Origin of the sequence: Streptomyces sp. NPDC056169, from assembly GCF_042268445.1 — a bacterium.
Taxonomy (GTDB): Bacteria; Actinomycetota; Actinomycetes; order Streptomycetales; family Streptomycetaceae; genus Streptomyces.
The window spans coordinates 18713-43696 of record NZ_JBHJUO010000017.1 but is presented as its reverse complement, the minus strand read 5'-3'; the positions used below and the strand labels follow the sequence as shown (position 1 = coordinate 43696).

Below are 24984 nucleotides of genomic sequence, written 5' to 3'. Positions count from 1 at the left end.
TCGTACGGGCGCGGCGAACCGTCACTTTCCTCCAACAGGACGGACCCCGGGGGCGGTTACGCCTCCGCCGCCGTGAGGACCGCCGGGGCCCGCCGGCCGTGCAGCGCGACGAGGACCGCCGTCGTCGTGGCGAGGACCGCGAGCGCCGGCAGGGCCGGGACGAGCCCCACGAGCGGGCCCGCCGCGAGGCAGCCCACCCCGCCGACGGCCAGGGCGGTCGGCCGCCGACCCGTCGTGCGCAGCACGATCGCGGCGGCGCCGAGCAGGAAGACGCCGACGCCTCCGGTCAGGGACCAGGCGACGACCCCGTGCAGGGGCTCGGCGAGGCCGTAGTGACCGGTGTCGGCGACCTGCGTGAGGACCTTCTTCATGCCGAGCGCGCAGAGCACGACGCCCGCGACCAGCGGCAGATGGAGGAAGGTGTAGACGTCCCGGGCGAAGCGGGTGCGGTCGTCGCCGTCGAGCCCGGCGAGCCGGTGCTCGGCGGCCTCGCCGAGCTGCCGGAAGTACAGCCGCCACAGCCCGGCCGCGAGCAGCAGCCCGGCGGCCGAGGCGCCGAGGACGGCGAAGGTCAGCGGGAAGCCGGAGACCCCGACGCCCATCGCCACGATGGACTCGCCGAGCGCGATGATCACGATCAGGCCGTGGCGTTCGGCGAAGTGCCCGGGGGAGTTGACCCGCCAGCCGGAGGACCCGGTGACCCAGATGGCGCCGTAGTCGACGGCCACCGCGCCGATCCACAGCAGGAGTTGGACGCGGCCGCTGTACGCGCTGCCGATCAGCAGCAGGACGAGGGGCGGCAGTACGGACACCAGGGCCGTACGGCGCAGCGTGGCGCGCAGCACCGGATCCCCGGGGCTGGAGACCCAGTACGAGGCCAGGTGCAGGACGCGCACCGCGCCGTAGCAGAGGACGAACACCAGCGGGGCCGAGAGCCCGCCGGGCGCGTCGGCGAAGACCTCGGGCACGGCGAGCGACACGATCAGGACGACGGCCATGACGGTGACGAGGACGGCGAACACGCCGCCGGAGTCGGCCCGTACGACGTTCCCCAGCCATGCGAAGCAGCACCAGCACCACCAGAGCAGCGCGAGCACGACCATCCCCCCGACCACCTGCACCGGGGTGGGACGCGCCGCCATCAGGGCGGTGACCTGCGTGATCGCGTACACGAACACCAGGTCGAAGAAGAGTTCCGCGGGTGTCACCTTGTGGTCGTCCCCGGTGGCCACCACGCGGGCCCGTTCCCTGTTCCATGCCATGAGTCGTCTCCCCCCTCCGGGGGACCGGTCTCGGCCACCCCGGCGCGAAGACTACTCACGCCGGGGACACGGCGACACGCCTGTCCGAAGTCCGGCACGACGCCCGCCGTCACCCCCGCCGCGCCGCCGGCATGACCCCGGGCATTACCTCGCGGGTAATCGACCCCTCCGCTGCCGCGCGGCATGCTCATGAACACCGGAACCCGGGCGGCGCACTCCGCTCGGGCTCCGGGCCCACCACCAGCACGAACGTCCCCCATGGAGGGTGATCCGCCATGTCCCAGGCCCTGCTGACCGGTCTCGCTCGCACCACCCGGCCCCAGACCGCCCTGCGCCGCTTCCTCGCCCTCGACGCCGTCGTCACCGGGGCCAACGGGCTCGCCTACCTCGCGGCCTCCGGTCCCCTCGGCGAGTTCCTCGGCATCGACGCGGCCCTGCTGCTCGAACTCGGCGTCTTCCTCACGGCGTACGCCGCCGGGGTCGCCTGGCTCGCGAGCCGCCCGCAGCCCCCGGCCCTCGGCGTCAAGCTCGTCGTCGACCTCAACGTCCTCTGGGCCGTCCTGAGCGTCGTCGCCCTCTTCGCCTGGCTGGAGCCGACCACCGCCGGGCTCCTGTGGACGCCGATGCAGGCGGTCACCGTCGCCGGGTTCGCCCTGCTCCAGTGGACCGCCCTGCGCGCCGGCACGGCTACTCGCTGAGCGCCGCCGCCAGGGACTGCTGGAGGTACGCGACCGTCTCCGCGTCGGCCGGGAGCAGCATCTCGATGGCCAGCTCGGCGACGGTCACGTCCATCGGCGTGTTGAACGTCGAGATCGACGACACGAACGACAGGATCCGCCCGTCGTGCTCGATCCGCATCGGCAGCGCGATGTACGGATACGGCTCCGCGTCGGGCTCGCTCTCCTCCTCCGCGCCCGGCGGCAGCGGATACGCCGCCACCTCCTCGTACAGCTCGCGCAGCGCCTCCGACCGGGCCAGGGCGATCTGCCGCTCCATCTGGGCCAGCAGATGCCCCCGCCACTCCCGCAGGTTCCGGATCCGCGGAGCGAGGCCCTCGGGGTGGAGCGTCAGCCGCATCGCGTTCAGCGGCGCGGCCAGCAGATGCTCCGGCAGCCCGTCGAGGAGCAGCCCGATGCCCCGGTTGGCCGCCACCACCGTGTACGAGCCGTCCACCACGAACGCCGGATACGGCTCGTATCCCTGCAACAGCCGCTCGATGCCCTCCCGGAGCACCTCCAGGTGCGGGGCGCCGAGCGGCGTCTCCGTGTACCGGGGGGCGTACCCGGCGGCGAGCAGCAGCGCGTTCTGATCCCGTACCGGCACGTCCAGGTGCTCGGCGAGCCGGAGGATCATCTCCTCGCTCGGCCGGGAACGGCCCGTCTCCACGAAGGAGATGTGCCGCGCCGAGGAATCGGCCCGCAGCGCGAGCTCCAGCTGACTCAGCCGCCGCCGCTCCCGCCAACCGCGCAGCAGCGGCCCTACCCCCGTGTCGCTCACGACAGTTGTCATGGCCAGACGGTATCCCAGAGGGGGACCCGGGTAGCTTCCCCGGGGGACCCTGTCCGTCACCGCGCACCACCGACCGGAGGGAGCACCACCGTGCCCACACAGCCGCTGTCGCAGAAGGAGATCGAGGACCGACTGCGGGAGCTCCCCGGGTGGTCCGTCGAAGGCGACCGTCTCTCCCGCACCTACCGGCTCGGCGACCACTTCGCCGCGACCGCCCTCGTCGTGCACGTGGCCCAGATCCAGCAGGAGCTCGGCCACCACTCCGACCTGACCCTCGGCTACAACACCGTGGCCCTGTCCGTGAACACCCACTCCGCCGGCGGGGCCGTCACCGAGAAGGACTTCGCGCTCGCGGAGCGGGTCGAGGTGATCGCCCCCGGCCACGGCGCCAACTGACCCGAGATCACGCGCTCTTCCGTCCGTATGATCATCGGCATGGCGGACACCGTGCTGGACTACGAGGCCGAGGCGGCGCACTACGACCGGACCCGTGGAGGCGTGCCCCGCGCCGAGGCCGCGGCCGGGGCCGTGCTGCGCCTCGTGCCGGCCGGTGCCCGCACGCTCCTCGACCTCGCCTGCGGCACCGGCCTGGTGACCGAGCGCCTCACCAGGACCGGGCTGCGCGTGTACGGGGCCGACGCCGCCCACGCGATGCTGCGGACGGCCGCCGGGCGCCTGCCGGGACGGACCGTCCGCGCCGACGCCCGGCGGCTTCCGCTGCCCGACGCCTCGCTGGACGCCGTCTCCGCCGTCTGGCTGCTGCACCTCGTCCCCTTCGCGCCGGACATCGTCGCCGAGGCGGCCCGCGTCCTGCGCCCCGGCGGCGTCCTGATCGCCACCGTCGACAAGGACGCGGCCCACGACGTCGGCAGCGACATCGACGAGATCCTCCGCCCCCTCCGCTCGGCGGCCTCCGCCTCCGACCGCTCGGACCTGATCACCCCTCACGCCGCCGCCCACGGGCTCGACCCCGCCCCCGGCACCGACTTCACGGGCCACGGCCAGGGCGGCACCCCGCGCGACACCGTACGGAAGCTGCGCAGCGGCTACTTCGCGTCCTGGTTCGACGGCGACACGGCGTCCGCCGACGCGCTCGCCGCCGCCCTCGGGGCCCTCCCGGACCAGGACCGCCCGCGCGCCGACCCCCGCTACCGGCTGGCCCGCTTCGTCAGGCGCGGCTGAAGTCCAGCACCCGGTCGGTCACCCACGCGGGCTCGGAACCTCCGGCGGCCCGCCCTCGGACCCCGGACGCGCCTCAGGCTCTGGGAGCACCTCAGGCCTCCTGACCGCCCCAGGCCTCCGCCGCGAACGTCGCGAACGTGCGCGGCTCGCGGCCCAGGATCCGCTTCACCCCGTCCGTCGCCGACGCGTTGTGACCGTCGAGCAGCGTCGCGAACAGGGCCGCGAGCCACTCGGCCTCCGGCGCCGGGAGACCGAACCCCGTGAGGAGCCCCGCGTACTCCGCCTCCGGCACCGCCTCGTAGACCACCGGGCGACCCGAGACGCGCGAGATCTCCGCGGCCACCTCCGCGAAGGACACCGGCCGCGGCCCCGTCACCTCGTGCACCCGCCCCGCGTGCCCCTCCGCCGTCAGCGTCTCCACGACCACGTCCGCCAGGTCGTCCGCGTCGATGAACGGCTCCGCCGTGTCACCCGCGGGGAAGACCAGTGCCCCCGCCGCGACACCCTCCGCGAGCAGGCCTTCGGAGAAGTTCTGCGCGAAGAACGAGGCCCGTACGACGGTCAGTCCGACCCCGCCGGCCGCCTCCCGCAGCGCCTCCTCCGCCACGACCGCCTCGGGCTCCCCGCGCCCGGACAGCAGCGTCAGGTGCCGTACCCCGCTCTCGGCCGCGAGCCGGCCGAAGGTGCTCATCGCCTCGGTCGCGCCGGGGGCGGCGAGGTCCGGGTAGTAGGCCACGTACGCGGCGTCCGCGCCCCGCAGCGCCGGACCCCAGGTCTCCGGGGCCTCCCAGTCGAAGGGGGTCGTTCCGGTACGGGACCCGGCGCGGACCGTCGCCCCGAGCGCCCCGAGCCGCTCGGCCACGCGCCGCCCGGTCTTGCCGGAGGCGCTCGTCACGAGGACCGTCCGGGTGCTGCGGGCCTGGTCGTTCTGCGTGTTGTTCGTGTGCGTCGTCATGTCTCAAGACTCCCGCCCGCGGCCCCTGCCGCCCATGCTCCGCCGTCTCATCCGCCTACGCCTCCGTCTCACCCGCCCGGAAGCCCTGCCCGTACCCTTGCGGACCATGGACGCACTCGCCGGACTCCTCGACGGGCCCCGTGCCAAGGGCGCCTTCCTGCTCCGCATGATCATGGAGCCGCCGTGGTCCGTGCGCATCGAGGACGGCGCGCCCCTCTGCCTCATGTGCGTCACCGAGGGCGAGGCCTGGATCGTCCCCGACACCGGTGAACCCGTCCTCCTGCGGCCCGGGGACATCGCCATCGCCCGCGGCCCGGATCCGTACACCGTCGCCGACGCGCCCGACGCACCGCCCCGCGCCCGGATCGGCCCCGACGGCTGCTGCACCACCCTGACCGGGGAGCCGCTCGCCCAGACCATGCGCCTGGGCGTCCGGACCTGGGGCAACGCCCCGGACGGCGGCAACACCCTCCTCGTCGGCACCTACCGGATGGACGGCGAGGTCGGCCGTCGGCTGCTCGACGCCCTGCCCGCCCTCCTCCACATCCCCGCCGACGTGTGGACCTGTCCGCTGATGCCCTTCCTCGACGAGGAGATCGCCCGCGACGAACCCGGCCAGACCGTCGTCCTCGACCGGGTCCTCGACCTGCTGCTCATCGCCGTCGTCCGCGCCTGGTTCTCCCGGCCCGGAGCCGAGGCGCCCGCCTGGTACAAGGCCATGGGCGACCCGGTCGTCGGCCGGGCGCTCCGGCTCCTCCAGAACGACCCCGCCCACCCCTGGACCGTCGCCTCGCTCGCGGCGAAGTCGGGCGTGTCCCGGGCCGCGCTCGCCCGGCGCTTCGCCGAGCTCGTCGGCGAGACCCCGATGGCGTATCTGACGGGCTGGAGGCTCGCGCTCGCCGCCGACCTGCTGCGCGAGACGGACGCCACCGTCGAGGCGGTCGCCCGGCAGGTCGGCTACAGCGGCGCGTTCGCCCTGAGCGCCGCCTTCAAGCGGGTGCGCGGCCTCAGCCCGCAGGAACACCGCGCACGCGACTGAGCGACAGGGCCCCGGCTCTTCGCCAGGCCCCCGGTTCTTTGCCAGGGTCCCTGCTCTTCGCCAGGGCCCCGGCTCTTTGCCAGACCGGCAACATTTCTCGCGTTTTCCGCCGTCCCGTCGCACCCTGGGACCATGAGTCAGCACCGCGCATCCCACCAGGGCCACGACCACGGGCAGGACCACGGTCACGGGCACGGCCACCACCACGACGGTACGCACCAGGACAGCACCGACCTGGACTGGAACCAGATCGGTCCGCTCCTGGAACGGCAGGCCGAGGTCGCGAGCTCCGCCTACGCCGAGGCCGCCGCCTGGCTCGGCACCCTCGCCCCCGTCTACGGCATCCGGCGCGTCCTCGACATCGGCAGCGGTCCCGGCGTCGTCACCGGCCTGCTCGCGGAGGCCTTCCCGGTCGCCGAGACCGTCGCCGTCGACGGCACCCCCGAACTCCTCGTACGGGCCCGCGACCGCGCCGAGTCCCGCGGCCTCGGCGCCCGGGTCTCCACCCTCCACGCCGAACTCCCCGAGGCCATCGGCACCCTCGGCGAGGCCGACCTCGTCTGGGCCGGCAACTCCCTGCACCACATCGGGGACCAGCGGGCCGCGCTCGCGGAGTTCGCCGGCATCCTGCGCCCCGGCGGCCTGATCGCGCTCGTCGAGGGCGGCCTGCCCACCCGCCACCTGCCCTGGCACATCGGCATCGGCCGACCGGGCCTCGAAGCCCGCCTCGACGCCGCCTACGCCGACCGGTTCGCCGAGATGCGCGCCGGAACGCCCGGCTCCGTCGACGAGCCCGACGACTGGCGGGCGCTCCTCGCCGCCGCGGGACTCACCCCCGCCGGCACCCGCACCTTCCTCACGGACGTCCCCGCGCCCGTCTCCCCGGTCGTCCGCGAACTGGCCGTCCTGCACTACCAGCGCGTGCGCGAGAGCTTCGGCGACCGGATCGACGCGGACGACCGCAAGACGCTCGACCGGCTCCTCGACCCGGCCGACGAGAGGTCCCTGCACCACCGCACGGACCTCTTCCACCTCACGGCCCGCACCGTCCACACCGCCCGCAAGGGCTGACGGCCCGGGCCGCGGCACGCGTCAGGACACCGGCTCCAACCGCCACCACTGGGACGGGGAGTCGGTGTCCTCCCACTGCCGTACGGACGCGCCGGTCTCCGGCGAGCCGTCCGCGACCTCCAGGTAGAGACCGCTGACGAAGCTCACCAGCGCCACCGTGCCCGGCGACTGGAGGTCCTGCTCGATGATCCACTCCTGCGCGCCGAAGTTGTTCGGCTTCCACTGCTGGATCAGCGCGCCGTTCTCCGTGGACGCGTTCATGACGTCGAGCCGCTTCCCGCTGGCCGCGTTGACCAGGTGGTAGAGCCCGCCGCCGTTCGGCACGGGCGTGATGTGCCACTGCTGCCCCGGGGTGCCGCTCTCGGAACCCTGCTGCACCTTGGCGCCGCTGCGGGCCGACCCCTCGAAGATCTCCATCAGCAGCCCGCTCGCCATGTTCCGTATCTGGTAGAGGCCCTGCTCGACCGGCGCCGGGGCACCACTCACTGTTCGTTCCCCTTCACTCACGCGCCGACGTGGAACTCCGCCGGGTCCGGCCCGATGCGGCGGTTCTCGTCGAGGGCGGCGATCGCCGCCAGGTCCTCCGGGTCGAGCACGAAGTCGAAGACGTCGATGTTCTCGCGGATGCGCGAGGGGGTCACCGACTTCGGGATCACCACGTTCCCCAGCTGGAGGTGCCAGCGCAGCACCACCTGGGCCGGCGTCCGCTCGTGCTTCCGCGCGATCGCCACGATCGCCGGAACCTCCAGGAGCCCCTTGCCCTGACCGAGCGGCGACCACGCCTCCGTCGCGATGCCGTGCCGGGCGTGCGCCTCGCGCGAGGCCGTCTGCTGGAGCTGCGGGTGGAGCTCGATCTGGTTGACGGCGGGCACGACCGACGTCTCGCCGATCAGCCGCTCCAGGTGCTCGGGCAGGAAGTTCGAGACGCCGATCGCCCGCGCCCGTCCGTCCGCGTGGATCTTCTCGAACGCGCGGTACGTGTCGACGTACGCGTCCTTCGACGGCAGCGGCCAGTGGATCAGGTACAGGTCGACGTGGTCGAGGCCCAGCTTGTCGAGCGAGGCGTCGAAGGCGCGCATCGTCGCGTCGTAACCCTGCTCGCTGTTCCACAGCTTCGTGGTGACGAACAGCTCCTCGCGCGGGATCCCCGAGGCGGCGACGGCCTGCCCGGTGCCCCGCTCGTTCTGGTAGATCGCGGCGGTGTCGATCGAGCGGTAGCCGGCCTCCAGGGCCGTGGCCACGGCCGTCGCGGCCTCGTCGTCCGGCACCTGCCACACGCCGAAGCCCAGCTGCGGCATCGGCACGCCGTTGTTCAGGGTGAGGGAGGGGACCTTGTTGTCCGTGCTCACGTGCGCTCGGTCCTAACGTCGTCGGGGATCATCCCCCGTATAACGATCTCCGTCCCCCTCGCATTCCGCGCCGCCCGGAGACGTGCCGAGATACGCCTCCCGTACGGCCGGGTCGGCCCGGACCTCGGCGGCCGTCCCCTCGGCCAGGACACGGCCGAGGTCCAGGACCACGACACGCGAGCACAGCTCCATCACGAAGGGCACGTTGTGCTCGACGAGCAGCACCGCGCAGTTCTCCTCGGCGGCCACGTGCCGGACGACGGCGGCGAGCCGGCGGCGCTCCTCGGCGGTCGTCCCGGAGGCGGGTTCGTCGAGGAGGAGCAGGCGTGGCGGGTCGGCGAGGGCCCGCGCCAGCTCGACCATGCGGGCCTGTCCGACCGGCAGCGCGCCGGCGTACGCGTCCGTGAGCCCGTCGAGCCCGCACGCGCGGAGCACGGTGGCGGCCCGCTCGCGGTGCCGGCGCGCACCGGGCCCCGGACCGCCCCGCCAGTCCTGCGCCACCATCAGGTTGTCGGCCACCGTCAGCTGCCCGAACAGCTGCTGGCGCTGGAAGGTCCGGCGGATCCCGTGCCGGGCCCGCCACACGGGGGAGCGGCGGGTGATGTCCTCGCCCGCGAACGCGATGCTCCCGCCGTCGGGCCGCCGGATCCCGGACAGGACGTCGAACAGCGTGGTCTTGCCGGCGCCGTTCGGCCCGATGAGGCCGCAGACCTCTCCGGGGCGTACGGAGATCGACACGTCCCGCAGGGCGTGGACGCCGCCGAAGCGGACGTCGACCCCGGCGGCGTTGAGCAGCGCGCTCGTCATCGGCGGACTCCCGTCCCCAGATAGGCCTCGGCGAGCCGGTCCGTGTCCACCTCGGACCGCGGCCCGGACCAGGCGATCTCGCCCTGCGAGAGGTACGCGACGGTGTCGGCGACCCCGAGCACCTCGGCTGCCTTCTCCTCGACGAGGAGCAGCGCCGTGCCGCTCGCCCGCAGCTCGGCGAGGAGGCGGAACACCTCGTCCACGACCCGGGGCGCGAGGCCGAGGGAGGGCTCGTCGGCGACGAGGACGGCGGGCGGGTGCTGGAGGAGCGGTGCGAGCGCGAGAAGCTGCTGCTCGCCGCCGGAGAGGGAGCCGGCGGCGACGGAGCGGCGGGCTGCGAGCGCGGGGAAACGCGTGTACACGGCGTCGAGGTCCTCGGGCGCGGGCAGTTGGAGGGCCAGGTTCTCCTCGATGGAGAGCCCGGCGAAGATCCCCCGCCCCTCGGGCGCGAGCCGTATCCCGCGCCGGGCCCGCAGGACGGGGCCGTCCCGGGTGGCGTCCCGGCCGTGCACCCGTACGTGCCCGGCGGACGGCCGGAGCAGACCCGCGGCCACCCTGCACAGCGTCGACTTCCCCGCCCCGTTGGGCCCGAGGAGCACGAGCACCTCCCCGCCCCGGACCTCCAGGTCGACCCCGTGCACGACGGCCGCGCCCCCGTACCCGGCATGCACGCCGTGCAGCGCGAGCGCGGGCGGGGGCGTGGGCTCGGGTGCGGACGAGGGTTCCGGCGTGGGCGTGGGCGTAGGCGCGGGCGTGGGCTTGGGCGGATGCTCGGACGCCGACAACGCCGACACCCGCCCTCGTACAGGCGCCTGCGTGTTCTCCGGCACCGGCACGTCCTCCGGCACCGGAGAGCGCGCCTCCCGTGCCTTCCGTGCCGCCCGTCGCGAGGGCAGCGCCGCGCAGTACCCGTCCGGGTCGTTCGCGAGGGCCAGGCCCGCCAGACCGAACAGGATGACCGGCAGGTGCGCGGACTCCGTCACGTACGTCGCCAGCAGATGCGGGACGACCGCGAAGGCCAGCCCCGCCACCACCGCGAACTGCGGGCGCCGCACCCCCGCCGCGACCACGACCGCCAGCCACACCAGGCCCGTCATCGCCGTGAAGTCCGTCGCCGTGATCCGCGTGTTGTACGAGGCGTACAGCACGCCCCCGAAGCCCGCGAGGCCGGCCGACACCGTGAAGACCAGGAGCTTCGTGCGGACGACCGACACCCCCGAGGCGGCGGCGGCCTCCGGCGCCGAGCGGACCGCGAGCACGGCCCGGCCCCACCGGGAGCCGCGCAGCCAGGTCAGCAGCCACACGACCACCCCGGACAGCAGTACCAGCGCGACCCCGAGCGCCCGGTCGTCGCCGAGGTCCACCGGGCCGAGGACGGGGCGCGGGATCTCCCACCCCGTGTCCCCGTTGCGCAACCACCCCACCTGGAACAGCACCTGGTCCGCCAGGAACGCGAGGGCCAGGGTGGCGAGCGCGAGGGACCGGCCGCCGAGCCGCAGCGCGGGCAGCGCGACCACCGCGCCGAGCAGCGCCGCCGCGGCCGTGCCGACCGCCGCGGCGGCCACGAAGGGCCAGCCGTGGCTCATGAGCAGCCCGGCCACCAGCGCCGCCCCCGTCACGAACGTGGCCTGGGCGAGCGACACCATCGCACCGAGGCCCGTGACCACCGTGAACGACATGAGGACGAGCCCGATCGCGAGCCCCTGCGCGAGGATCCCGGACCAGAACGGCGTCGTCACCGTGTAGAAGGCGGTGGCGAGGAGCGCGCCCGCGACGACCCACGCGCCCCATCTGCGGCCCGCGCTCTTCCCGGCGAGATAGTCGACCGGCGGCGGGTCCGCGGCCGCCGTGCCCGCCGCGCGCCGGCGCCGCGCCAGGACGACGAGGCCGCCAAAGAGGATCAGGAACGGCACCGCCGTACGGAAGCCGGTGATGTCCTCGGCGAACGACGCGTACCCCGCCACCAGGTTCTGCAGCACGCCGAGTCCGAGGCCGCCCGCGAACGCGAGCGGCACCGAGAGGAAGCGCCCGAGGACCGCCGCGGTCGCCGAAACGAACAGGAACAGCGTGTAGTCGTGGGCGGAGAGGCCGAGGAGCGGGGTCGCGAGGACCCCGGCGAGGCCCGCGAGACCCGACGACAGCATCCACGCGATCGACGACAGCCGGTCCGCGCTGATGCCCCGCAGCTCCGTCAGCGAGCGGTTGTCCACGGCCGCCCGCAGCCGGAGCCCGAGCCGGGTGTGCCGCATCAGCACCCAGAGCCCGGCGGCCACGAGCGCCGTGGCGACCCAGGTGATCAGCTGGTCGGAGTCGATGCCGACGCCGTCGAGGGGCTGCCAGGACACCGCCGGGCTCGGGCCGACACCGGGGAGCCCGAACTGGTTCTCGGCGGGCTGGACCGGGGCGCCGGCCCGCTCCAGGAGCTCGACCACCCACAGCCCCGCCGCGGGCAGCGCGACGAGCAGGCCGATCGTGGCCACGATCTGGGCCGTCTCCCCGACCCGGGCCAGCTTGCGGAACATCAGCCGGTCCAGACCCCAGCCGAGCGCGGGCGCGACGACGCACACGAGGAGGAGCGCCGTCGGCACGGCGGGCCAGCCGAAGCCGGAGTGGAGCTCGTAGAAGGCGAGCGCGCAGAGATAGGCGGTGGCGCCGTGCGCGAAGTTGAAGAGTCCGGAGGCGGAGTACGAAAGCACGAGCCCGGTCGCGAGCAGCGCGTACAGCGCGCCCGAGACCAGACCGCTCAGTACGAAGCCCAGCAGGTCACCCACGGGGCGCCCCTCAGCCGAAGGGGATCGGCGGGTAGCACTTGAACGGCACCGCGACCTCGTAGCGTCCGTTCTTCAGCCGGACGAGCGCCCCGCAGCCGAAGCTCTCCTTCTGCCCCTTGGGCTCGGCGCGGTCCCCGACGAGCGTCCCGGTGTCGGAGAAGCCGGCCGCGGCCCGCTGGAAGGAGTCGACGGTCAGCTCCTTGCCGGCCTTCGCGGCGATCGACAGGAAGAGGTCGGCCGACATGTATCCGGTCAGCATGTGCATGTTGAGAGGCGTATCCTTCCCGCCCGCCGCCTTCCTGATGTCCGCCTTGAACTGCGTCATCGCGGGGGTCTCCGCCTCGAACGGCTGGAACTGCAGCAGCACGTGCACCCCGTCGAGCGCCTGCCGCGTGGCGTCCTTCGCGAGCAGGCCGGGGTCGTAGTCGGTCGGGTCGGAGATGACACCCTTGTACCCGGACCGCTTGAGCGCGGTGAACAGGCCGATGTTGTACGGGGTCTGCATCACGGAGACGACGGCGTCGGGCGCGCCGCCGCCCGGGCCCGAGCGGAGGATCTCCTTCGTGTAGGCCGACCAGTCGCTGGGCATCGAGGTCGCGGGCACCGCGGCCTTGGCGTACGCGACCTGGAAGCCCGCCGCCTTGAAGCCCTGGGTGAAGGTACGGATGCCGAACTTGCCCGCGTCGTTGTCGCCGGCGATCAGCGCGACCGACTTGCCCCCCGCGCCGCCGAGGACGGTGGCGAGCCCCTCGGGCCAGGTCTGGTTGAGGGTGCCGCCCGGAGTCGGGACGAGGCAGCCGTTGAATCCGTAGATGTGCTTCGGACCGCAGAACGAGGGGAGCGTGCCCCAGCCGACGGTGGGCACCTTCTGGCCGTCGAGGAAGTCGGCTCCGGCGAAGGTGACCGAGCTCATGGGGGAGACGGCGAAGACCTTGTCCTGCTGGACGAGTTTGCGGGCCGCCGCCAGGTTCCTGGCCGGGTCCTGTCCGTCGTCCTCGGCGCCCAGGTAGTCGATCCTGCGCCCGTTGACACCGCCCTCGGCGTTGGCCCGGTCGTAGCGCGCCCGGGCGCCGAGATCGGTGTCCTTCTTGGAGTAGCCGCTCGCGGTGGTCATGGAGACGATGCCGCCGACCTTGATCGTGTCGGCGGTGACTCCGCGTGCGGAGCCGCCGGGGGAGCCGGGCTCGTCCGACGTCCCCCCGGTCGAGGCGGAGTTGCAGGCGGTGGCGAGGAGCAGGGCCGCTGCTGCGGCGGCGAGGGTGCGGATCGGTCGCAGGGTGCGGGTCGGTCGCAACACGGTCGGTCGTCCCTCCGTCGGGTGACCGCATTCTGTGACCGGGCTGATGAACCGTCAATAACTGACGCAACGTCAATTGATGGTCCGTCAGAAGTCCTTGATCTTCGCCCGGGTCACCCGTACAGCGCCTCGACCTCCGCCCCGTACGCCCGCTCGATCGCCTTCCGCTTCAGCTTCAGCGACGGGGTCAGCAGCCCGTGCTCCTCGCTGAACGGATGCGCCAGGATCCGGAACGTACGGATCGACTCCGCCTGCGAGACCAGCGTGTTGGCCGCCACCACACCCCGCCGGATCTCCGTCTCCAGCGACGGATCGCGCACCAGCTCAGCCGGCGAGAGCGGCGCCCGCCCCTGCATCGCCAGCCAGTGCTCCACCGCCTCCTGATCGATCGTCACCAGAGCCGCGATGTACGGCCGGTCGTTGCCGACGACGATGCACTGGGCGATCAGCGGATGCGCCCGCACCCGCTCCTCCAGACCCGAAGGGGCGACGCTCTTCCCGCCCGAGGTCACCAGGATCTCCTTCTTCCGCCCGGTGATCGTCAGATAGCCGTCCTCGTCCAGCGAGCCCAGGTCGCCGGTGGCGAGCCAGCCGTCGTTGAGGACGGCCGAGGTCGACCGCGGATCGTTGAGGTAGCCGGAGAAGATCTGCCCGCCGTGCAGCCACACCTCGCCGTCCTCCGCGATGTGCACCGTCGTCCCCGGCACCGGCTGCCCCACCGTGCCGTACCGGGTCCGCTCCGGCGGGTTCGCGGTGGCGGCGGCGGACGACTCGGTCAGCCCGTATCCCTCGAAGACCGTGATCCCCGCGCCCGCGAAGAACAGGCCCTGCCGCCGGTCCATCGCCGAACCGCCCGACATCGCGTGCCGCATCCGCCCGCCCAGCGCGGCGCGGACCTTCCCGTACACCGTCTTCTCGAAGAACTGGTGCTGCACGCGCAGCGCGGCCGACGGCCCCGGACCGGTGCCGAACGCCTTCTGCTCCAGCGCCTCCGCGTACGCGACCGCCACCTCCACGGCCTTGTCGAAGGGCGCCGCCCGCCCCTCGCTCTCCGCCTTGCGCCGGGCCGCGTGGAAGACCTTCTCGAACACGTACGGAACGGCGAGGACGAAACTCGGCCGGAACGCCAACAGGTCCGGCAGCAGCTCCGAGGCCGCCATCACGGGCTGGTGGCCGAGCTTCACCCCGGCCCGGACCGCCGCCACCTCCACCATCCGCCCGAAGACGTGCGCCAGCGGCAGGAACAGCAGCGTCGACGCCTGCTCCCCGGGCCGGGACCGGAACACCGGGTCCCAGCGGCCCGTCAGCATGTCCGACTCGAACATGAAATTGGCGTGGGTGATCACACAGCCCTTCGGACGGCCCGTCGTCCCCGACGTGTAGATGACCGTCGCCACCGACTCGGGCGTCACCGCCCGCCGGTGCCGCTGCACGACGTCCTCGTCGATCTCCGCACCCGCCGCCGTCAGCTCGGCCACGGCCCCCGCCCCCGAGTCCAGCTGCCACAGCCGCTGGAGCCGGGGGAGCCGGTCGATCACCGACCCGATCGTCATCGCGTGGTCCTCGTGCTCCACCACGCACGCCGTGACCTCGGCGTCGTGCAGCATCCAGAAGACCTGCTCGGCCGAGGACGTCGGATAGACCGGCACGGGCTGCGCGCCCAGCGTCCACAGCGCGAAGTCGAAGAGCGTCCACTCGTAGCGCGTACGGGACATGATCGCGACCCGGTCGCCGAACCGCACGCCCTGCGCGATCAGCCCCTTCGCGAGCGCGAGGACCTCGTCCCGGAACCGCGCGGCCGTCACGTCCCGCCACACCCCGTCCCGGCCCTTGCGGCCGAGCGTCACCCGCTCCGGATCGGCGAGGGCGTGATCGAACACGGCGTCCGCCAGACCGCCGACCTGAGGCGCCGCCGCGACGGGCGGCACGGTGAACTCGCGCACTGGCCTGCTCCTCCCTCGACGGCTCGACGGCCCGGACGGCCCGACACTTCGACGGCCCGACGGCTCCACGGCTCGGTGGCTGAAAGGGACCGCTGTCGCGCTCCGTACGGCGCGGGTGACGGTACCCCACCCGCCAGCCCGGTGGGAGGGCCTTCACCAAGCCGGGACATTCCGTGTTCCTCCAGGTCAGGGCGGGTGAGCGGGCCAAGTCGGCGATGCGGTGCGCGCGTTGCCGACCGCTCGGTACGTCCGCCCCGCGCGAATCTCCACGGAATCTGTACCCCCTGCTCACGGGAGGGCGGCACGAACACGGCGTGGCCGGTCCGCACGGGCTCCCCGAGCGCCCGCTCGGCGCGGCCCGGGCAGGCGGTCGCGGTCCGCTCAGCGCGGCCGGTGGAGGCGGTCGCGGTCCGCTCAGCGCGGCCGGTGCAGACGGTCGCCGTCCGCTCGGCGCGGCCCGGGCAGGCGGTCGCCATCCGCTCAGCGCGGCCGGTGGAGACGGTCGCCGCCCGCCAGGATCGCCTCCGCCAGCGCGTCCGCCGCCTCCTGCGCCGCCCCGCCCCGCCGCCCCCGCAGCAGGACGAAGCCGACCTCGCCGAGCTCCGGAAGCCCCGCGCGGGCCGGCACCGGGACCAGCCCCTCCGGCACCAGGCCCCGCGTGTGCGCCATCACCCCGAGACCCGCCCGGGCCGCCGCGACGTTCGCGCTCAGGCTGGAACTCGTACACGCGATCCGCCACGCCCGGCCCTGCGCCTGGAGCGCCTCCAGCGCCCGCGCCCGCGTGATGCCCGGCGGCGGGAACAGGATGAGCGGCACCGGCCGGTCCGGCTCGACCCGCAGCCCCGGCGCCCCGATCCAGATCAGCGCGTCCTGCCAGACGAGCCGCCCCTCACTGGCCTCACCCGCCTCGCCGCGCCGCTTCGCCAGGATCAGATCCAGCCGGCCCGCCGCCAGCCGGGCCTGGAGCGTCCCCGAAAGCTCGACCGTCAGCTCCAGGTCGACCTCGGGGTGCTCCCGCCGGAAGGACTCCAGGATCTCCGGCAGCCGGGTCGTCACGAAGTCCTCCGACGCCCCGAACCGCAGCCGCCCCCGCAGCCGCGTCCCGCCGAACCAGGCCGCCGCCCGCTCGTGCGCCTGGAGGATCGCGCGCGCGAAACCGAGCATCGCCTCGCCGTCCTCCGTCAGCTCCACACTGTGCGTGTCCCGCAGGAACAGCGGCCGCCCCGTCGCCTCCTCGAGCCGCCGGACGTGCTGGCTGACCGTCGACTGCCGCACGCCGAGACGGCGGGCCGCCTGCGTGAAGCTCAGCGTCTGGGCCACGGCGAGGAAGGTGCGCAGCTGCGTCGGTTCGTACACGAGACGACCGTAGCCCCTGTCATCACGGTTCGCGATGACAGTCAGAGCGCTGTACGGGATTCCCGATCACCATCCGCTGGACCAGGATGGAAGCACAGAGGGAAGCCCCAAGAACATCAAGGGAAACACCCCTCCCGCACTCCACAGAGCTGAAGCCCATGACCCCCCGTACCACCCGCCGCATCCCCCGCCTGCCGTCCTGGTTCCCCTTCGACGCGTTCGTCCTGGGGCTCCTCGGGACCGTCGGCCTCGCCGCGCTGTTCCCCGCCTCCGGGGCCGCCGCCACCGTCGCGAAGGGCGCGTCGACCGCGGCCGTGGCGCTGCTCTTCTTCCTCTACGGGGCCCGGCTCTCCACCCGCGAGGCCCTGGACGGCCTCCGGCACTGGCGGCTGCACGTCACCGTCCTCGCCTGCACCTTCCTGCTCTTCCCGCTCCTCGGACTCGCCGCCCGGGGCCTCGTCCCCGCCGTCCTCACCCCACAGCTCTACGGCGGACTGCTCTTCCTCTGCCTCGTGCCCTCGACCATCCAGTCCTCCATCGCCTTCACCTCGATCGCCCGCGGAAACGTTCCCGCCGCGATCTGCGCCGGCTCCTTCTCCTCCCTCGCCGGCATCGTCCTCACCCCGCTCCTCGCGGCCCTCCTCCTCGGCGGCACCGCCGGCGGCCTCTCCGCCGACTCCCTCCTGAAGATCGTGCTCCAGCTCCTCGTGCCCTTCGTGGCAGGGCAGCTCCTGCGCCGCTGGGTCGGCGGCTTCCTCGTCCGCCACAAGAAGGTCCTCGGCTACGTCGACCGCGGCTCGATCCTCCTCGTCGTCTACACCGCCTTCAGCCTCGGCATGGTCACCGGCGTCTGGCAGCTCGTGACCCCGGCCCGCCTCGGACTCCTCCTCGCCGTCGAGGCCGTCCTCCTCGCCGTCATGCTCGCGCTGACCTGGTTCGGGGCGAAGCGGCTCGGCTTCGACCGGGCCGACCGCGTCGCCATCCAGTTCGCCGGCTCGAAGAAGAGCCTGGCGGCCGGACTGCCGATGGCCAGCGTCCTCTTCGGCGCCCACGCCTCGCTCGCCGTCCTCCCGCTGATGCTCTTCCACCAGATGCAGCTCATGGTCTGCGCGGTCATCGCCAGGCGCCGGTCCCACGACCCGCAGGAGCCGCATCCGGCCGCCCCCGCCCGCAGCCCCGCACCCGTCGGCCGGATCACACCCCCAGCCGCCCCACGGTGATCATCCGGGCCGCTACGGTGCTCCCATGCCCTCACTCGATCCCGGCCGCACCGCGCTCGTCCTCGTCGACCTGATGGAGCGCATCGTCGCCCTGCCCCTCGCCCCGCGCCCCGGCACCGACGTCCTCTCCGCAGCGGCCCGGCTCGCCGACACCTTCCGGGCCGCCGGAGCACCAGTCGTCCACATCCGGGTCGAGCGACCGAACGTCGCCACCCAGCCCGCCGGCAGCGAACTCGTCCCCGACCTCGTCGAGGACGGCGACCCCGTCGTCGTCAAGCGCACCATCGGCGGCTTCCACGACACCGGACTCCACGAACTGCTCACCGCGGCCGGCGCCACGACCCTCGTCCTCGGCGGCATCGCCACCAACCTCGGCGTCGAGTCCACCGCCCGCGCCGCCTGTGACCTCGGCTACGACCTCGTCTTCGCCGAGGACGCCATGACAGCCCTCACCGCCGACGAGCACCGCGCCTCCGTCGAGCTCGACTTCCCCCGCCTCGGCACCGTCGCCCCCGTCGCCGGGATCACCCTGGACGGCCCCGCGTGACCCCCGTCCCGATACGGTACGGGGCCCGCCCCTGCTCCCTCGTCGTCTGCCGCGGCTGCTGCTGCGGCGACGCCCGCAAGAACCCCGGCACCGACCACGACGCCCAGCTCGCCCGCTTCCGCGAGGCCGCCGCGGCCTCCGGCGGCCGGCTGGCCGTCCGTACGAGCGACTGCCTCGGCCCCTGCGCCCAGGCCAACATCGTCGTCGTCCAGCCCTCCACCGAGGGCCGTCGGCGCGGCGGCCGCGCCGCCTGGATCGGCTTCACCCTCGACGAGGACTGCCTCGACGACATCCTCGCCTGGACGGCGGCCGGCGGCCCCGGCATCGCGAAGCCCCCGGCCACCCTCACCCTCCAGATGATCGACCCGCCGAAGAACTGAGCACCTGCCCTCCTGCCGCCGCCAGTGCGGGGTCAGCGGGCGATCGGGGTGGCACCGGTCGCGGCGACGGACAGGTCCCACAGCCGTGCGGCCGAATCCGGGGCGACGGCGTATGCGCGGACCCCGCCGTCGTCCATGGGAGCGTCGGGAGCGGAGACGCCGGCGACGTCGCAGTCCTCCAGATAGAGGCCGCCGAGGCCGTCGAGGAGGGGGGACACAGCGGCCCACAGGCCGGTGGCGGCGCCCTGAGCCGGGGTCTTGAAGTCGGCGCCGATCACCGTGCCGTGCTCGTCCACCCACCCGCGGTCGATCTGCTCCTGGAGCGCCATCTCCCGCTGCAGCCCGGTGATGATCTTGCCCGGGTGGAGTGCGAACGCGCGGACGCCGTCGCCGCGGCCGAGGGCGTCGAGGTGCACCGCGAAGAGGGCGTTGGCGGTCTTGGCCTGGCCGTAGGCCAGCCACTTGTCGTAGCCGGTACGGAAGTGCGGGTCGTGCCAGCGCATGTCGGTCAGGGCGTGACCGGCGGAGCTGTTGACCACGACGCGGGCACCTCCGCCGGCGGCGGCCAGGAGCGGGTAGAGCTCGCAGACGAGGGCGAAGTGCCCGAAGTGGTTGGCCGTGAGCTGGCTCTCCCAGCCGGGCCCCACGTGCCGTTCGGGCGTCGCCATGACTCCGGCGACGGCCATGAGCAGATCGATCCTGGTCAGGGAGCCGCCGATCCGCGCGGCTGCGGCGCGCACACTGCCGAGGTCCGCCAGGTCCATGGGAACGACCTCGCAGCCCTCCACGTCCGCGAGGGCGGCGCGGGCGACGTCGGGTCGGCGTGCGGGAACGACGACCCGGGCTCCGGCGGCTGTCAGGGCGCGGGTGGTCTGCAGGCCGAGTCCGGAGTAGCCCCCGGTCACGACGGCGCTCGTGCCGGAGAGGTCGAGGCCCGCGGTGATGTCCTGGGCGGTGCTGGCGGCGGAGAAGGGCGAGCCGAGCGGCTGCTGATCAGTGCTGGTCATGCCGGCGACGCTACGATCTAGAGTGAGGTCTAGATCAAGTCCTCACCTGTGACGCACGGCAGGCCCCAGGGCCTGTCCGGCGGACCAGGGTCGGACAGGCCCTAGACGGCGATCCGGTGCTCGCCCGCGTACACGTTCATGTTCGCCCCGCGCAGGAAGCCGACCAGCGTCAGACCCGTCTCGGCCGCCAGGTCCACCGCGAGCGAGGACGGCGCGGACACCGCCGCGAGCACCGGAATCCCCGCCATCACCGCCTTCTGCGCCAGCTCGAACGAAGCCCGCCCCGACACCAGGAGCACCACCCGGCCCAGCGGCAGCAGCCCCTCCCGCAGCGCCCGCCCGACCAGCTTGTCCACGGCGTTGTGCCGGCCCACGTCCTCCCGTACGTCGAGCAGCTCGCCGTCCTCCGTGAACAGCGCCGCCGCGTGCAGCCCGCCCGTCGAGTCGAAGACCCGCTGCGCCGCCCGCAGCCGCTCCGGCAGCACGGACAGCAGGGCCGGCGCGATCCGCACCGGGGGAGTGTCGGCGATCGGGAAACGCGCCGTCGTGCGCACCGCGTCCAGGCTGGCCTTCCCGCACAGCCCGCACGACGACGTCGTGTAGACGTTCCGCTCCAGGCTGATGTCGGGGACGACCACATCCGGCGCCAGCTGCACGTCCACCACGTTGTACGTGTTCCGGCCGTCGTCCGTGGCCCCGGCGCAGTACACGATGTTCCGCACGTCCGAGGCGGCGGCGAGGACGCCCTCGCTGACGAGGAAGCCCGCCGCGAGCGCGAAGTCGTCCCCAGGGGTTCGCATGGTGATGGCGATCGGCTTGCCGTTCAGCCGGATCTCCAGCGGCTCCTCGGCCACCAGGGTGTCGGGCCGCGTGTTCACCACCCCGTCACGGATCCGCATGACTCGCCGCCGCTCGGTGACCCGTCCCATCGTGATCGCACTCGATTCTCTCGCGTGGAAGGCCCCGAGGCCGCGAAATCGCGACGGAAACGGCCCTGACGGGGCTATTCTCCGTCACTCGAGGCCCTTACCCCACAGCGGTCCTTGTCATGGTCGGCCAAGCGGTACGGGTGAATGTTGGTGGTTTACGTCACCTGTTACCGATCAGTCGCTGGCAAGACTGGGGGGTCCTGCCGGACGAACGAACCACCGAGGGGGTCCCGGTATGACGGGCACTCGCATTGCCGCGCTCGGGCACTACCAGCCTGCCAAGGTGCTCACCAACCACGACCTCGCGAAGCTGGTCGACACCGACGACGCGTGGATCACCAGCCGGGTCGGCATCCGCACCCGGCACGTCGCCGGACCGGACGAGCCCGTGGACGAGCTGGCCGCCCACGCCGCGGGCAAGGCCCTGGCGTCCGCCGGGCTCACCCCCGCGGACATCGACCTCGTCCTCGTCGCCACCTCCACGGCGATCGACCGCTCGCCCAACACGGCCGCCCGCGTCGCCGCCCGCCTCGGCATGGCCTCGCCCGCGACCATGGACCTGAACGTGGTCTGCGCGGGCTTCACCCACGCCCTGGCCACCGCCGACCACGCCGTACGCGCCGGGGGAGCCCAGCGGGTCCTGGTGATCGGCGCCGACAAGATGACCGAGGTCTGCGACTGGACGGACCGCACCACCTGCGTCCTCGTCGGCGACGGCGCGGGCGCCGCGATCGTCGAGGCCGTGGAGGACGCGGACGCGGGCGACGTGCCCGGCATCGGTCCCGTCCTGTGGGGATCGGTCCCGGAGATGGGCAACGCCGTCCGGATCGAGGGCACCCCGCCGCGCTTCGCCCAGGAGGGCCAGTCGGTCTACCGCTGGGCCACCCAGCAGCTGCCCGCGCTCGCCCGCAAGACCTGCGAGCGGTCCGGCATCGCCCCCGAGGAACTCGCGGGCGTGGTCCTGCACCAGGCCAACCTGCGGATCATCGAGCCGCTCGCGGCGAAGATCGGCGCCGTCAACGCGATCGTCGCCCGCGACGTCATCGAGTCCGGCAACACCTCCGCCGCCTCGATCCCGCTGGCCCTCGCCAAGCTCGTCGAGCGCGGTGAGCTGCCCTCCGGCGCCCCGGTCCTCCTCTTCGGCTTCGGCGGCAACCTCTCGTACGCGGGGCAGGTCATCCGGGTCCCGTAGCCGGAACAGGGAGCGGGGCAGGCGCCTCCGGGCCGGCCGTGCCCCGTTCGGCGGAGCCCGGTGGCGGCGCGCCGGGGGCGCACCTAGCTTCGATCGCGGTGAGGGTCTTCCGTTACCGGGCGCGGAATCGCTCCGCCTCCGCACCCTCGCGTGATCGGGAGGACCGTCATGCGCGCGATACGTCTCGCTTCCGCCGCCCTGCTCTCCGCCGCGGCCCTGGGGCTCGCCGCGACGCCGGCGGCCTGGGCGACGCCGGCGGCCCTGGCGGCTCCGACAGCTCCGGCCGCCCTGGCGGCTCCGGCGGAGGAGAACGAACCGAACATCACGTCGTTCGGGTTCTCCATCACCCCCGCGACGGTCGCCCCCGGCGGCACCGTCACCCTCACCTCCGACGGCTGCGAAGTGCCGTCCGTGACCGTCACCTCCGGCGTGTTCGACACGGTGACCCTGAACGAGGGCCGCTCGGGCACCGCCACCGTCGACTTCGACGCCAAGGCCGGCGCCCGCTACGAGATCACTTTCGACTGCAAGGGCGAGCGCGGCACCACGAACCTCACCATCGCCCCGCACCCCGGCCCGGACCACGGCACGGGCGACGTCACGGTGCCCGACACGTCCCCCGGCGCCCACAAGGGCGTGAAGGCCGGGTTCGGCTCCGAGGCCGGTGCCGCCGACGAAGGACTCGGCGCCGTCGAACTCGGCACCGGTGCCCTGCTGATCGCCGGAGCGCTCGGCGCCGCCGTCGTCCTGACCCGCCGCCGCGGCGCCGGTGGCAGCGCCTGACGGCCGCCGGAACCAGGGGGGTCCGAGACCGCCCCTCCACCCCGGTGTGACGAGGACCGGGGCGGAGGGGCTTCCACACACCCACGCGGAATCGGAGGAGCGCCGGCGTGCAGGGGCCGAACGGAGCGGGGACGCGCGGCGCGGGGCCGAGCGGCACGGGGACACGTGACGCGTGTACGGGGACGCGCGGTGCAGAGACGCGTGCTGCGGGTGCACGCGCTACGGGTACGCGTGCTGCGGGTACACGCGCTACGGGGACGCGCGGCGCGGGCACGCGCGGCGCCTGGGGCGTCGTAGCCGTCGTCCTCCTCGTCGGCGTCCACCTCGTACGCGGAGGCGCTGCGGAGCTCCGCGCCGAAGGCCCCCCGCAGCCCCTCGCCGTCGCCGCCCCCGACGGGACCCGGGCGGCCGACGCGCGGCCCGCCCCCGCCTCCGTACCGGATCCGCTGCCCGCCTCGCCGCCCGTACGGGTCCGCGTTCCGGCGGTCCGGGTCGACGCGCCCGTCACGGAGGTCGGCCTCGACGCGGACGGCTGGATCGACGCCCCGCCGCCCGAGGACGACCACCTCGCAGGCTGGTTCACCGGCGCCGTCACCCCCGGCGAGCGCGGCACCGCCGTCGTCGTCGGCCATGTCGACACCCCGAGCGGCCGGGCCGTCTTCTACGACCTCGGCGCCCTCGCCAAGGGCCACCGCGTGGAGATCGCCCGCCGCGACGGCCGGACCGCGGTCTTCTCCGTGTACGGCGTCGAGGTCGTCCCCAAGGAGAACTTCCCCGCCGCACGGGTCTACGGCGACTCCGGCCACCCCGAACTGCGGCTCATCACCTGCGGCGGCGCCTTCACCCGGGAGAGCGGCTACGCGGGAAACGTGGTGGTGTCGGCCCGCCTCGTCGAGGTCCGCTGACCCTCCTTCTCCCGACCGCACCCCTTCTTTGTCCCCATCCGGGAGAAAGTCGGCCCGGATTCCTGCGCAACTTCTTCCCACCCCGGAACCCCGCTGCTACGTTCCTGCCGAAAGCCCGAAGGAGCGCGTGCGACGAGAGGGAGGGGCGCGTGAGACGCATGACGGCACGACCCGCCAACCGGCATCAGGCACGACTCCTCCGCCTCCTGCGCGACGGGGGACCCAACTCCCGCGCACAGCTGGGCGATCAGATCGACCTCTCCCGCTCCAAGCTCGCCGTCGAGGTCGACCGCCTCCTGGAGACCGGACTCGTCGTCGCCGACGGCCTGGCCGCCTCCCGGGGCGGCCGCCGCTCCCACAACATCCGTCTCGCGCCCGAACTCCGCTTCCTCGGCATCGACATCGGCGCCACCTCCATCGATGTCGCCGTCACCAACGCCGAGTTGGAGGTGCTCGGGCACCTCAACCACCCCATGGACGTCCGCGAAGGACCCGTCGCCGTCTTCGAGCAGGCCCTGTCGATGGCGGCGAAACTCCGCGACACGGGCATCGCGGAAGGATTCGACGGCGCCGGGATCGGCGTCCCCGGACCCGTCCGCTTCCCCGAGGGCGTCCCGGTCGCCCCGCCGATCATGCCCGGCTGGGACGGCTTCCCCGTCAGGGAGGCCCTCAGCCAGGAACTCGGCTGCCCCGTCATGGTCGACAACGACGTGAACCTCATGGCCATGGGGGAGCAGCACGCCGGCGTAGCCCGCTCCGTCGCCGACTTCCTCTGCGTCAAGATCGGCACCGGCATCGGCTGCGGCATCGTCGTCGGCGGCGAGGTCTACCGCGGTACGACGGGCAGCGCCGGCGACATCGGCCACATCCAGGTCGACCCCGAAGGCCGCGCCTGCGCCTGCGGCAACACGGGCTGCCTGGAAGCCCACTTCAGCGGCGCCGCCCTGGCCCGCGACGCCGAGGACGCGGCGCGCGGCGGCAGGTCGGAGGAGCTCGCGGCCCGCCTCGCGGCGGCCGGCCGGCTCACCGCGGTCGACGTCGCTGCGGCCGCCGCCGCGGGCGACGCCACCTCCCTCGCCCTCATCCGCGAGGGCGGCAACAGGGTCGGGCAGGTCATCGCCGGACTCGTCAGCTTCTTCAACCCCGGTCTGGTGGTGATCGGGGGCGGTGTCACCGGCCTCGGCCACAACCTCCTCGCCAGTGTCCGCACCCAGGTCTACCGGCAGTCCCTGCCCCTGGCCACCGGCAACCTCCCCATCGTCCTCGGAGAGCTCGGCCAGACCGCCGGAGTGACCGGCGCGGCCCGCCTCATCAGCGACCACCTCTTCTCCCCGGCGTAGCCCGCCGTCCGTCAGCCCGCCGGCCGGTGACGGACGGGCCCCAGGTGGCGTGTGGGCCTGCGTTCCGCTCGGGGCGGAACGCAGGGGCGCACACCACCCACCGGCCCGCGCCGTCGGGCCGACCCCCGTCACCCACCGGC

At 73.6% G+C, this 24984-nt stretch carries 24 protein-coding genes; 12 read left to right on the top strand and 12 right to left on the bottom strand.

Features of this window, described 5'->3' with window-relative positions; genetic code table 11:
• Positions 1–56: 56 nt before the first annotated feature.
• Positions 57–1262, bottom strand: a complete 1206-nt coding sequence (locus ACFC0G_RS27275; RefSeq protein WP_376407703.1) for a low temperature requirement protein A — start codon at positions 1260–1262, stop codon at positions 57–59.
• Positions 1263–1537: 275 nt separating this feature from the next.
• Here ACFC0G_RS27275 and ACFC0G_RS27270 point away from each other — a divergent pair, with 275 nt between their 5' ends.
• Positions 1538–1960 carry a hypothetical protein gene (locus ACFC0G_RS27270; protein WP_376407701.1) on the top strand — a complete coding sequence of 141 codons (423 nt, stop codon included), beginning with the start codon at positions 1538–1540 and terminating at the stop codon, positions 1958–1960.
• On the opposite strand, the gene ACFC0G_RS27265 is transcribed toward ACFC0G_RS27270, so the two are convergent.
• Positions 1950–2771, bottom strand: a complete 822-nt coding sequence (locus tag ACFC0G_RS27265; protein WP_376407699.1) for a helix-turn-helix domain-containing protein — start codon at positions 2769–2771, stop codon at positions 1950–1952. The genes ACFC0G_RS27270 and ACFC0G_RS27265 overlap by 11 nt on opposite strands.
• 90 nt (positions 2772–2861) lie before the next feature.
• Here ACFC0G_RS27265 and ACFC0G_RS27260 point away from each other — a divergent pair, with 90 nt between their 5' ends.
• A complete protein-coding gene (locus tag ACFC0G_RS27260; protein WP_376407697.1) occupies positions 2862–3167 on the top strand; it encodes a 4a-hydroxytetrahydrobiopterin dehydratase in 306 nt (101 codons plus the stop codon).
• Positions 3168–3206: 39 nt separating this feature from the next.
• Positions 3207–3953: a class I SAM-dependent methyltransferase gene (locus tag ACFC0G_RS27255; protein ID WP_376407695.1), complete on the top strand. Its 747-nt coding sequence runs from the start codon at positions 3207–3209 to the stop codon at positions 3951–3953.
• 91 nt (positions 3954–4044) lie between these two features.
• Here ACFC0G_RS27255 and ACFC0G_RS27250 read toward each other — a convergent pair whose 3' ends face one another.
• Complete coding sequence (locus ACFC0G_RS27250) at positions 4045–4908, bottom strand: NmrA family transcriptional regulator (protein WP_376407693.1); 864 nt, start codon at positions 4906–4908, stop codon at positions 4045–4047.
• Between the two features lie 106 nt (positions 4909–5014).
• Here ACFC0G_RS27250 and ACFC0G_RS27245 point away from each other — a divergent pair, with 106 nt between their 5' ends.
• Positions 5015–5947 carry a cupin domain-containing protein gene (locus tag ACFC0G_RS27245; RefSeq protein WP_376407691.1) on the top strand — a complete coding sequence of 311 codons (933 nt, stop codon included), beginning with the start codon at positions 5015–5017 and terminating at the stop codon, positions 5945–5947.
• Between the two features lie 132 nt (positions 5948–6079).
• Positions 6080–7018, top strand: coding sequence for a class I SAM-dependent methyltransferase (locus ACFC0G_RS27240; protein WP_376407689.1), 939 nt, complete (start codon positions 6080–6082; stop codon positions 7016–7018).
• Between the two features lie 21 nt (positions 7019–7039).
• Here the strand turns inward: ACFC0G_RS27240 and ACFC0G_RS27235 are convergent, their stop codons facing one another.
• The 7 genes from ACFC0G_RS27235 to ACFC0G_RS27205 all read right to left on the bottom strand — a co-directional run bounded on the left by ACFC0G_RS27235 (position 7040) and on the right by ACFC0G_RS27205 (position 16541).
• Positions 7040–7504, bottom strand: a complete 465-nt coding sequence (locus ACFC0G_RS27235) for an RICIN domain-containing protein (RefSeq protein ID WP_376407686.1) — start codon at positions 7502–7504, stop codon at positions 7040–7042.
• Positions 7505–7521: 17 nt separating this feature from the next.
• On the bottom strand, positions 7522–8316 hold the full coding sequence (locus ACFC0G_RS27230; RefSeq protein WP_376408009.1) for an aldo/keto reductase: 795 nt from the start codon (positions 8314–8316) through the stop codon (positions 7522–7524).
• A 63-nt stretch (positions 8317–8379) separates the two neighbouring features.
• Complete coding sequence (locus ACFC0G_RS27225; RefSeq protein WP_376407684.1) at positions 8380–9174, bottom strand: ABC transporter ATP-binding protein; 795 nt, start codon at positions 9172–9174, stop codon at positions 8380–8382.
• Complete coding sequence (locus ACFC0G_RS27220) at positions 9171–11945, bottom strand: ATP-binding cassette domain-containing protein (RefSeq protein ID WP_376407682.1); 2775 nt, start codon at positions 11943–11945, stop codon at positions 9171–9173. The genes ACFC0G_RS27225 and ACFC0G_RS27220 overlap by 4 nt, the downstream gene beginning before the upstream one ends.
• Before the next feature lie 10 nt (positions 11946–11955).
• Entirely contained in the window at positions 11956–13242 is a 1287-nt protein-coding gene (locus tag ACFC0G_RS27215) for an ABC transporter substrate-binding protein (protein ID WP_376407680.1), read from the bottom strand.
• Positions 13243–13355: 113 nt separating this feature from the next.
• Positions 13356–15185 carry an AMP-dependent synthetase/ligase gene (locus tag ACFC0G_RS27210; RefSeq protein ID WP_376407678.1) on the bottom strand — a complete coding sequence of 610 codons (1830 nt, stop codon included), beginning with the start codon at positions 15183–15185 and terminating at the stop codon, positions 13356–13358.
• A 480-nt stretch (positions 15186–15665) separates the two neighbouring features.
• The gene (locus ACFC0G_RS27205) at positions 15666–16541 is read right to left on the bottom strand and encodes a LysR substrate-binding domain-containing protein (protein WP_376407676.1); all 876 of its coding nucleotides are present in this window, start codon (positions 16539–16541) and stop codon (positions 15666–15668) included.
• A 158-nt stretch (positions 16542–16699) separates the two neighbouring features.
• Here ACFC0G_RS27205 and ACFC0G_RS27200 point away from each other — a divergent pair, with 158 nt between their 5' ends.
• The 3 genes from ACFC0G_RS27200 to ACFC0G_RS27190 are packed head-to-tail and all read left to right on the top strand — an operon-like array spanning position 16700 to position 18688.
• Positions 16700–17761: a bile acid:sodium symporter family protein gene (locus tag ACFC0G_RS27200; RefSeq protein ID WP_376407674.1), complete on the top strand. Its 1062-nt coding sequence runs from the start codon at positions 16700–16702 to the stop codon at positions 17759–17761.
• 25 nt (positions 17762–17786) lie between these two features.
• A complete protein-coding gene (locus tag ACFC0G_RS27195; RefSeq protein WP_376407672.1) occupies positions 17787–18308 on the top strand; it encodes an isochorismatase family protein in 522 nt (173 codons plus the stop codon).
• Positions 18305–18688 (top strand): (2Fe-2S) ferredoxin domain-containing protein, encoded by a 384-nt coding sequence (locus tag ACFC0G_RS27190; protein ID WP_376407670.1) that lies wholly within the window; start codon positions 18305–18307, stop codon positions 18686–18688. Before ACFC0G_RS27195 ends, ACFC0G_RS27190 begins: the two co-directional genes overlap by 4 nt.
• A 32-nt stretch (positions 18689–18720) precedes the next feature.
• Here the strand turns inward: ACFC0G_RS27190 and ACFC0G_RS27185 are convergent, their stop codons facing one another.
• Together ACFC0G_RS27185 and fdhD are read right to left on the bottom strand one after the other, a co-directional pair.
• On the bottom strand, positions 18721–19695 hold the full coding sequence (locus tag ACFC0G_RS27185) for an oxidoreductase (RefSeq protein WP_376407668.1): 975 nt from the start codon (positions 19693–19695) through the stop codon (positions 18721–18723).
• A gap of 101 nt (positions 19696–19796) precedes the next feature.
• Positions 19797–20624, bottom strand: a complete 828-nt coding sequence (gene fdhD / locus ACFC0G_RS27180; protein ID WP_376407666.1) for a formate dehydrogenase accessory sulfurtransferase FdhD — start codon at positions 20622–20624, stop codon at positions 19797–19799.
• A 235-nt stretch (positions 20625–20859) separates the two neighbouring features.
• On the opposite strand from fdhD, the gene ACFC0G_RS27175 reads away from it, so the two are divergent.
• The 4 genes from ACFC0G_RS27175 (at position 20860) to ACFC0G_RS27160 (ending at position 24844) form a co-directional block, all read left to right on the top strand.
• A complete protein-coding gene (locus ACFC0G_RS27175) occupies positions 20860–21816 on the top strand; it encodes a beta-ketoacyl-ACP synthase III (protein ID WP_376407664.1) in 957 nt (318 codons plus the stop codon).
• 168 nt (positions 21817–21984) lie between these two features.
• Entirely contained in the window at positions 21985–22599 is a 615-nt protein-coding gene (locus ACFC0G_RS27170) for a hypothetical protein (protein ID WP_376407662.1), read from the top strand.
• 107 nt (positions 22600–22706) lie between these two features.
• A complete protein-coding gene (locus ACFC0G_RS27165; RefSeq protein WP_376407660.1) occupies positions 22707–23504 on the top strand; it encodes a class F sortase in 798 nt (265 codons plus the stop codon).
• 158 nt (positions 23505–23662) lie between these two features.
• On the top strand, positions 23663–24844 hold the full coding sequence (locus tag ACFC0G_RS27160) for an ROK family protein (protein ID WP_376408006.1): 1182 nt from the start codon (positions 23663–23665) through the stop codon (positions 24842–24844).
• The last annotated feature ends 140 nt before the right edge of the window (positions 24845–24984 follow it).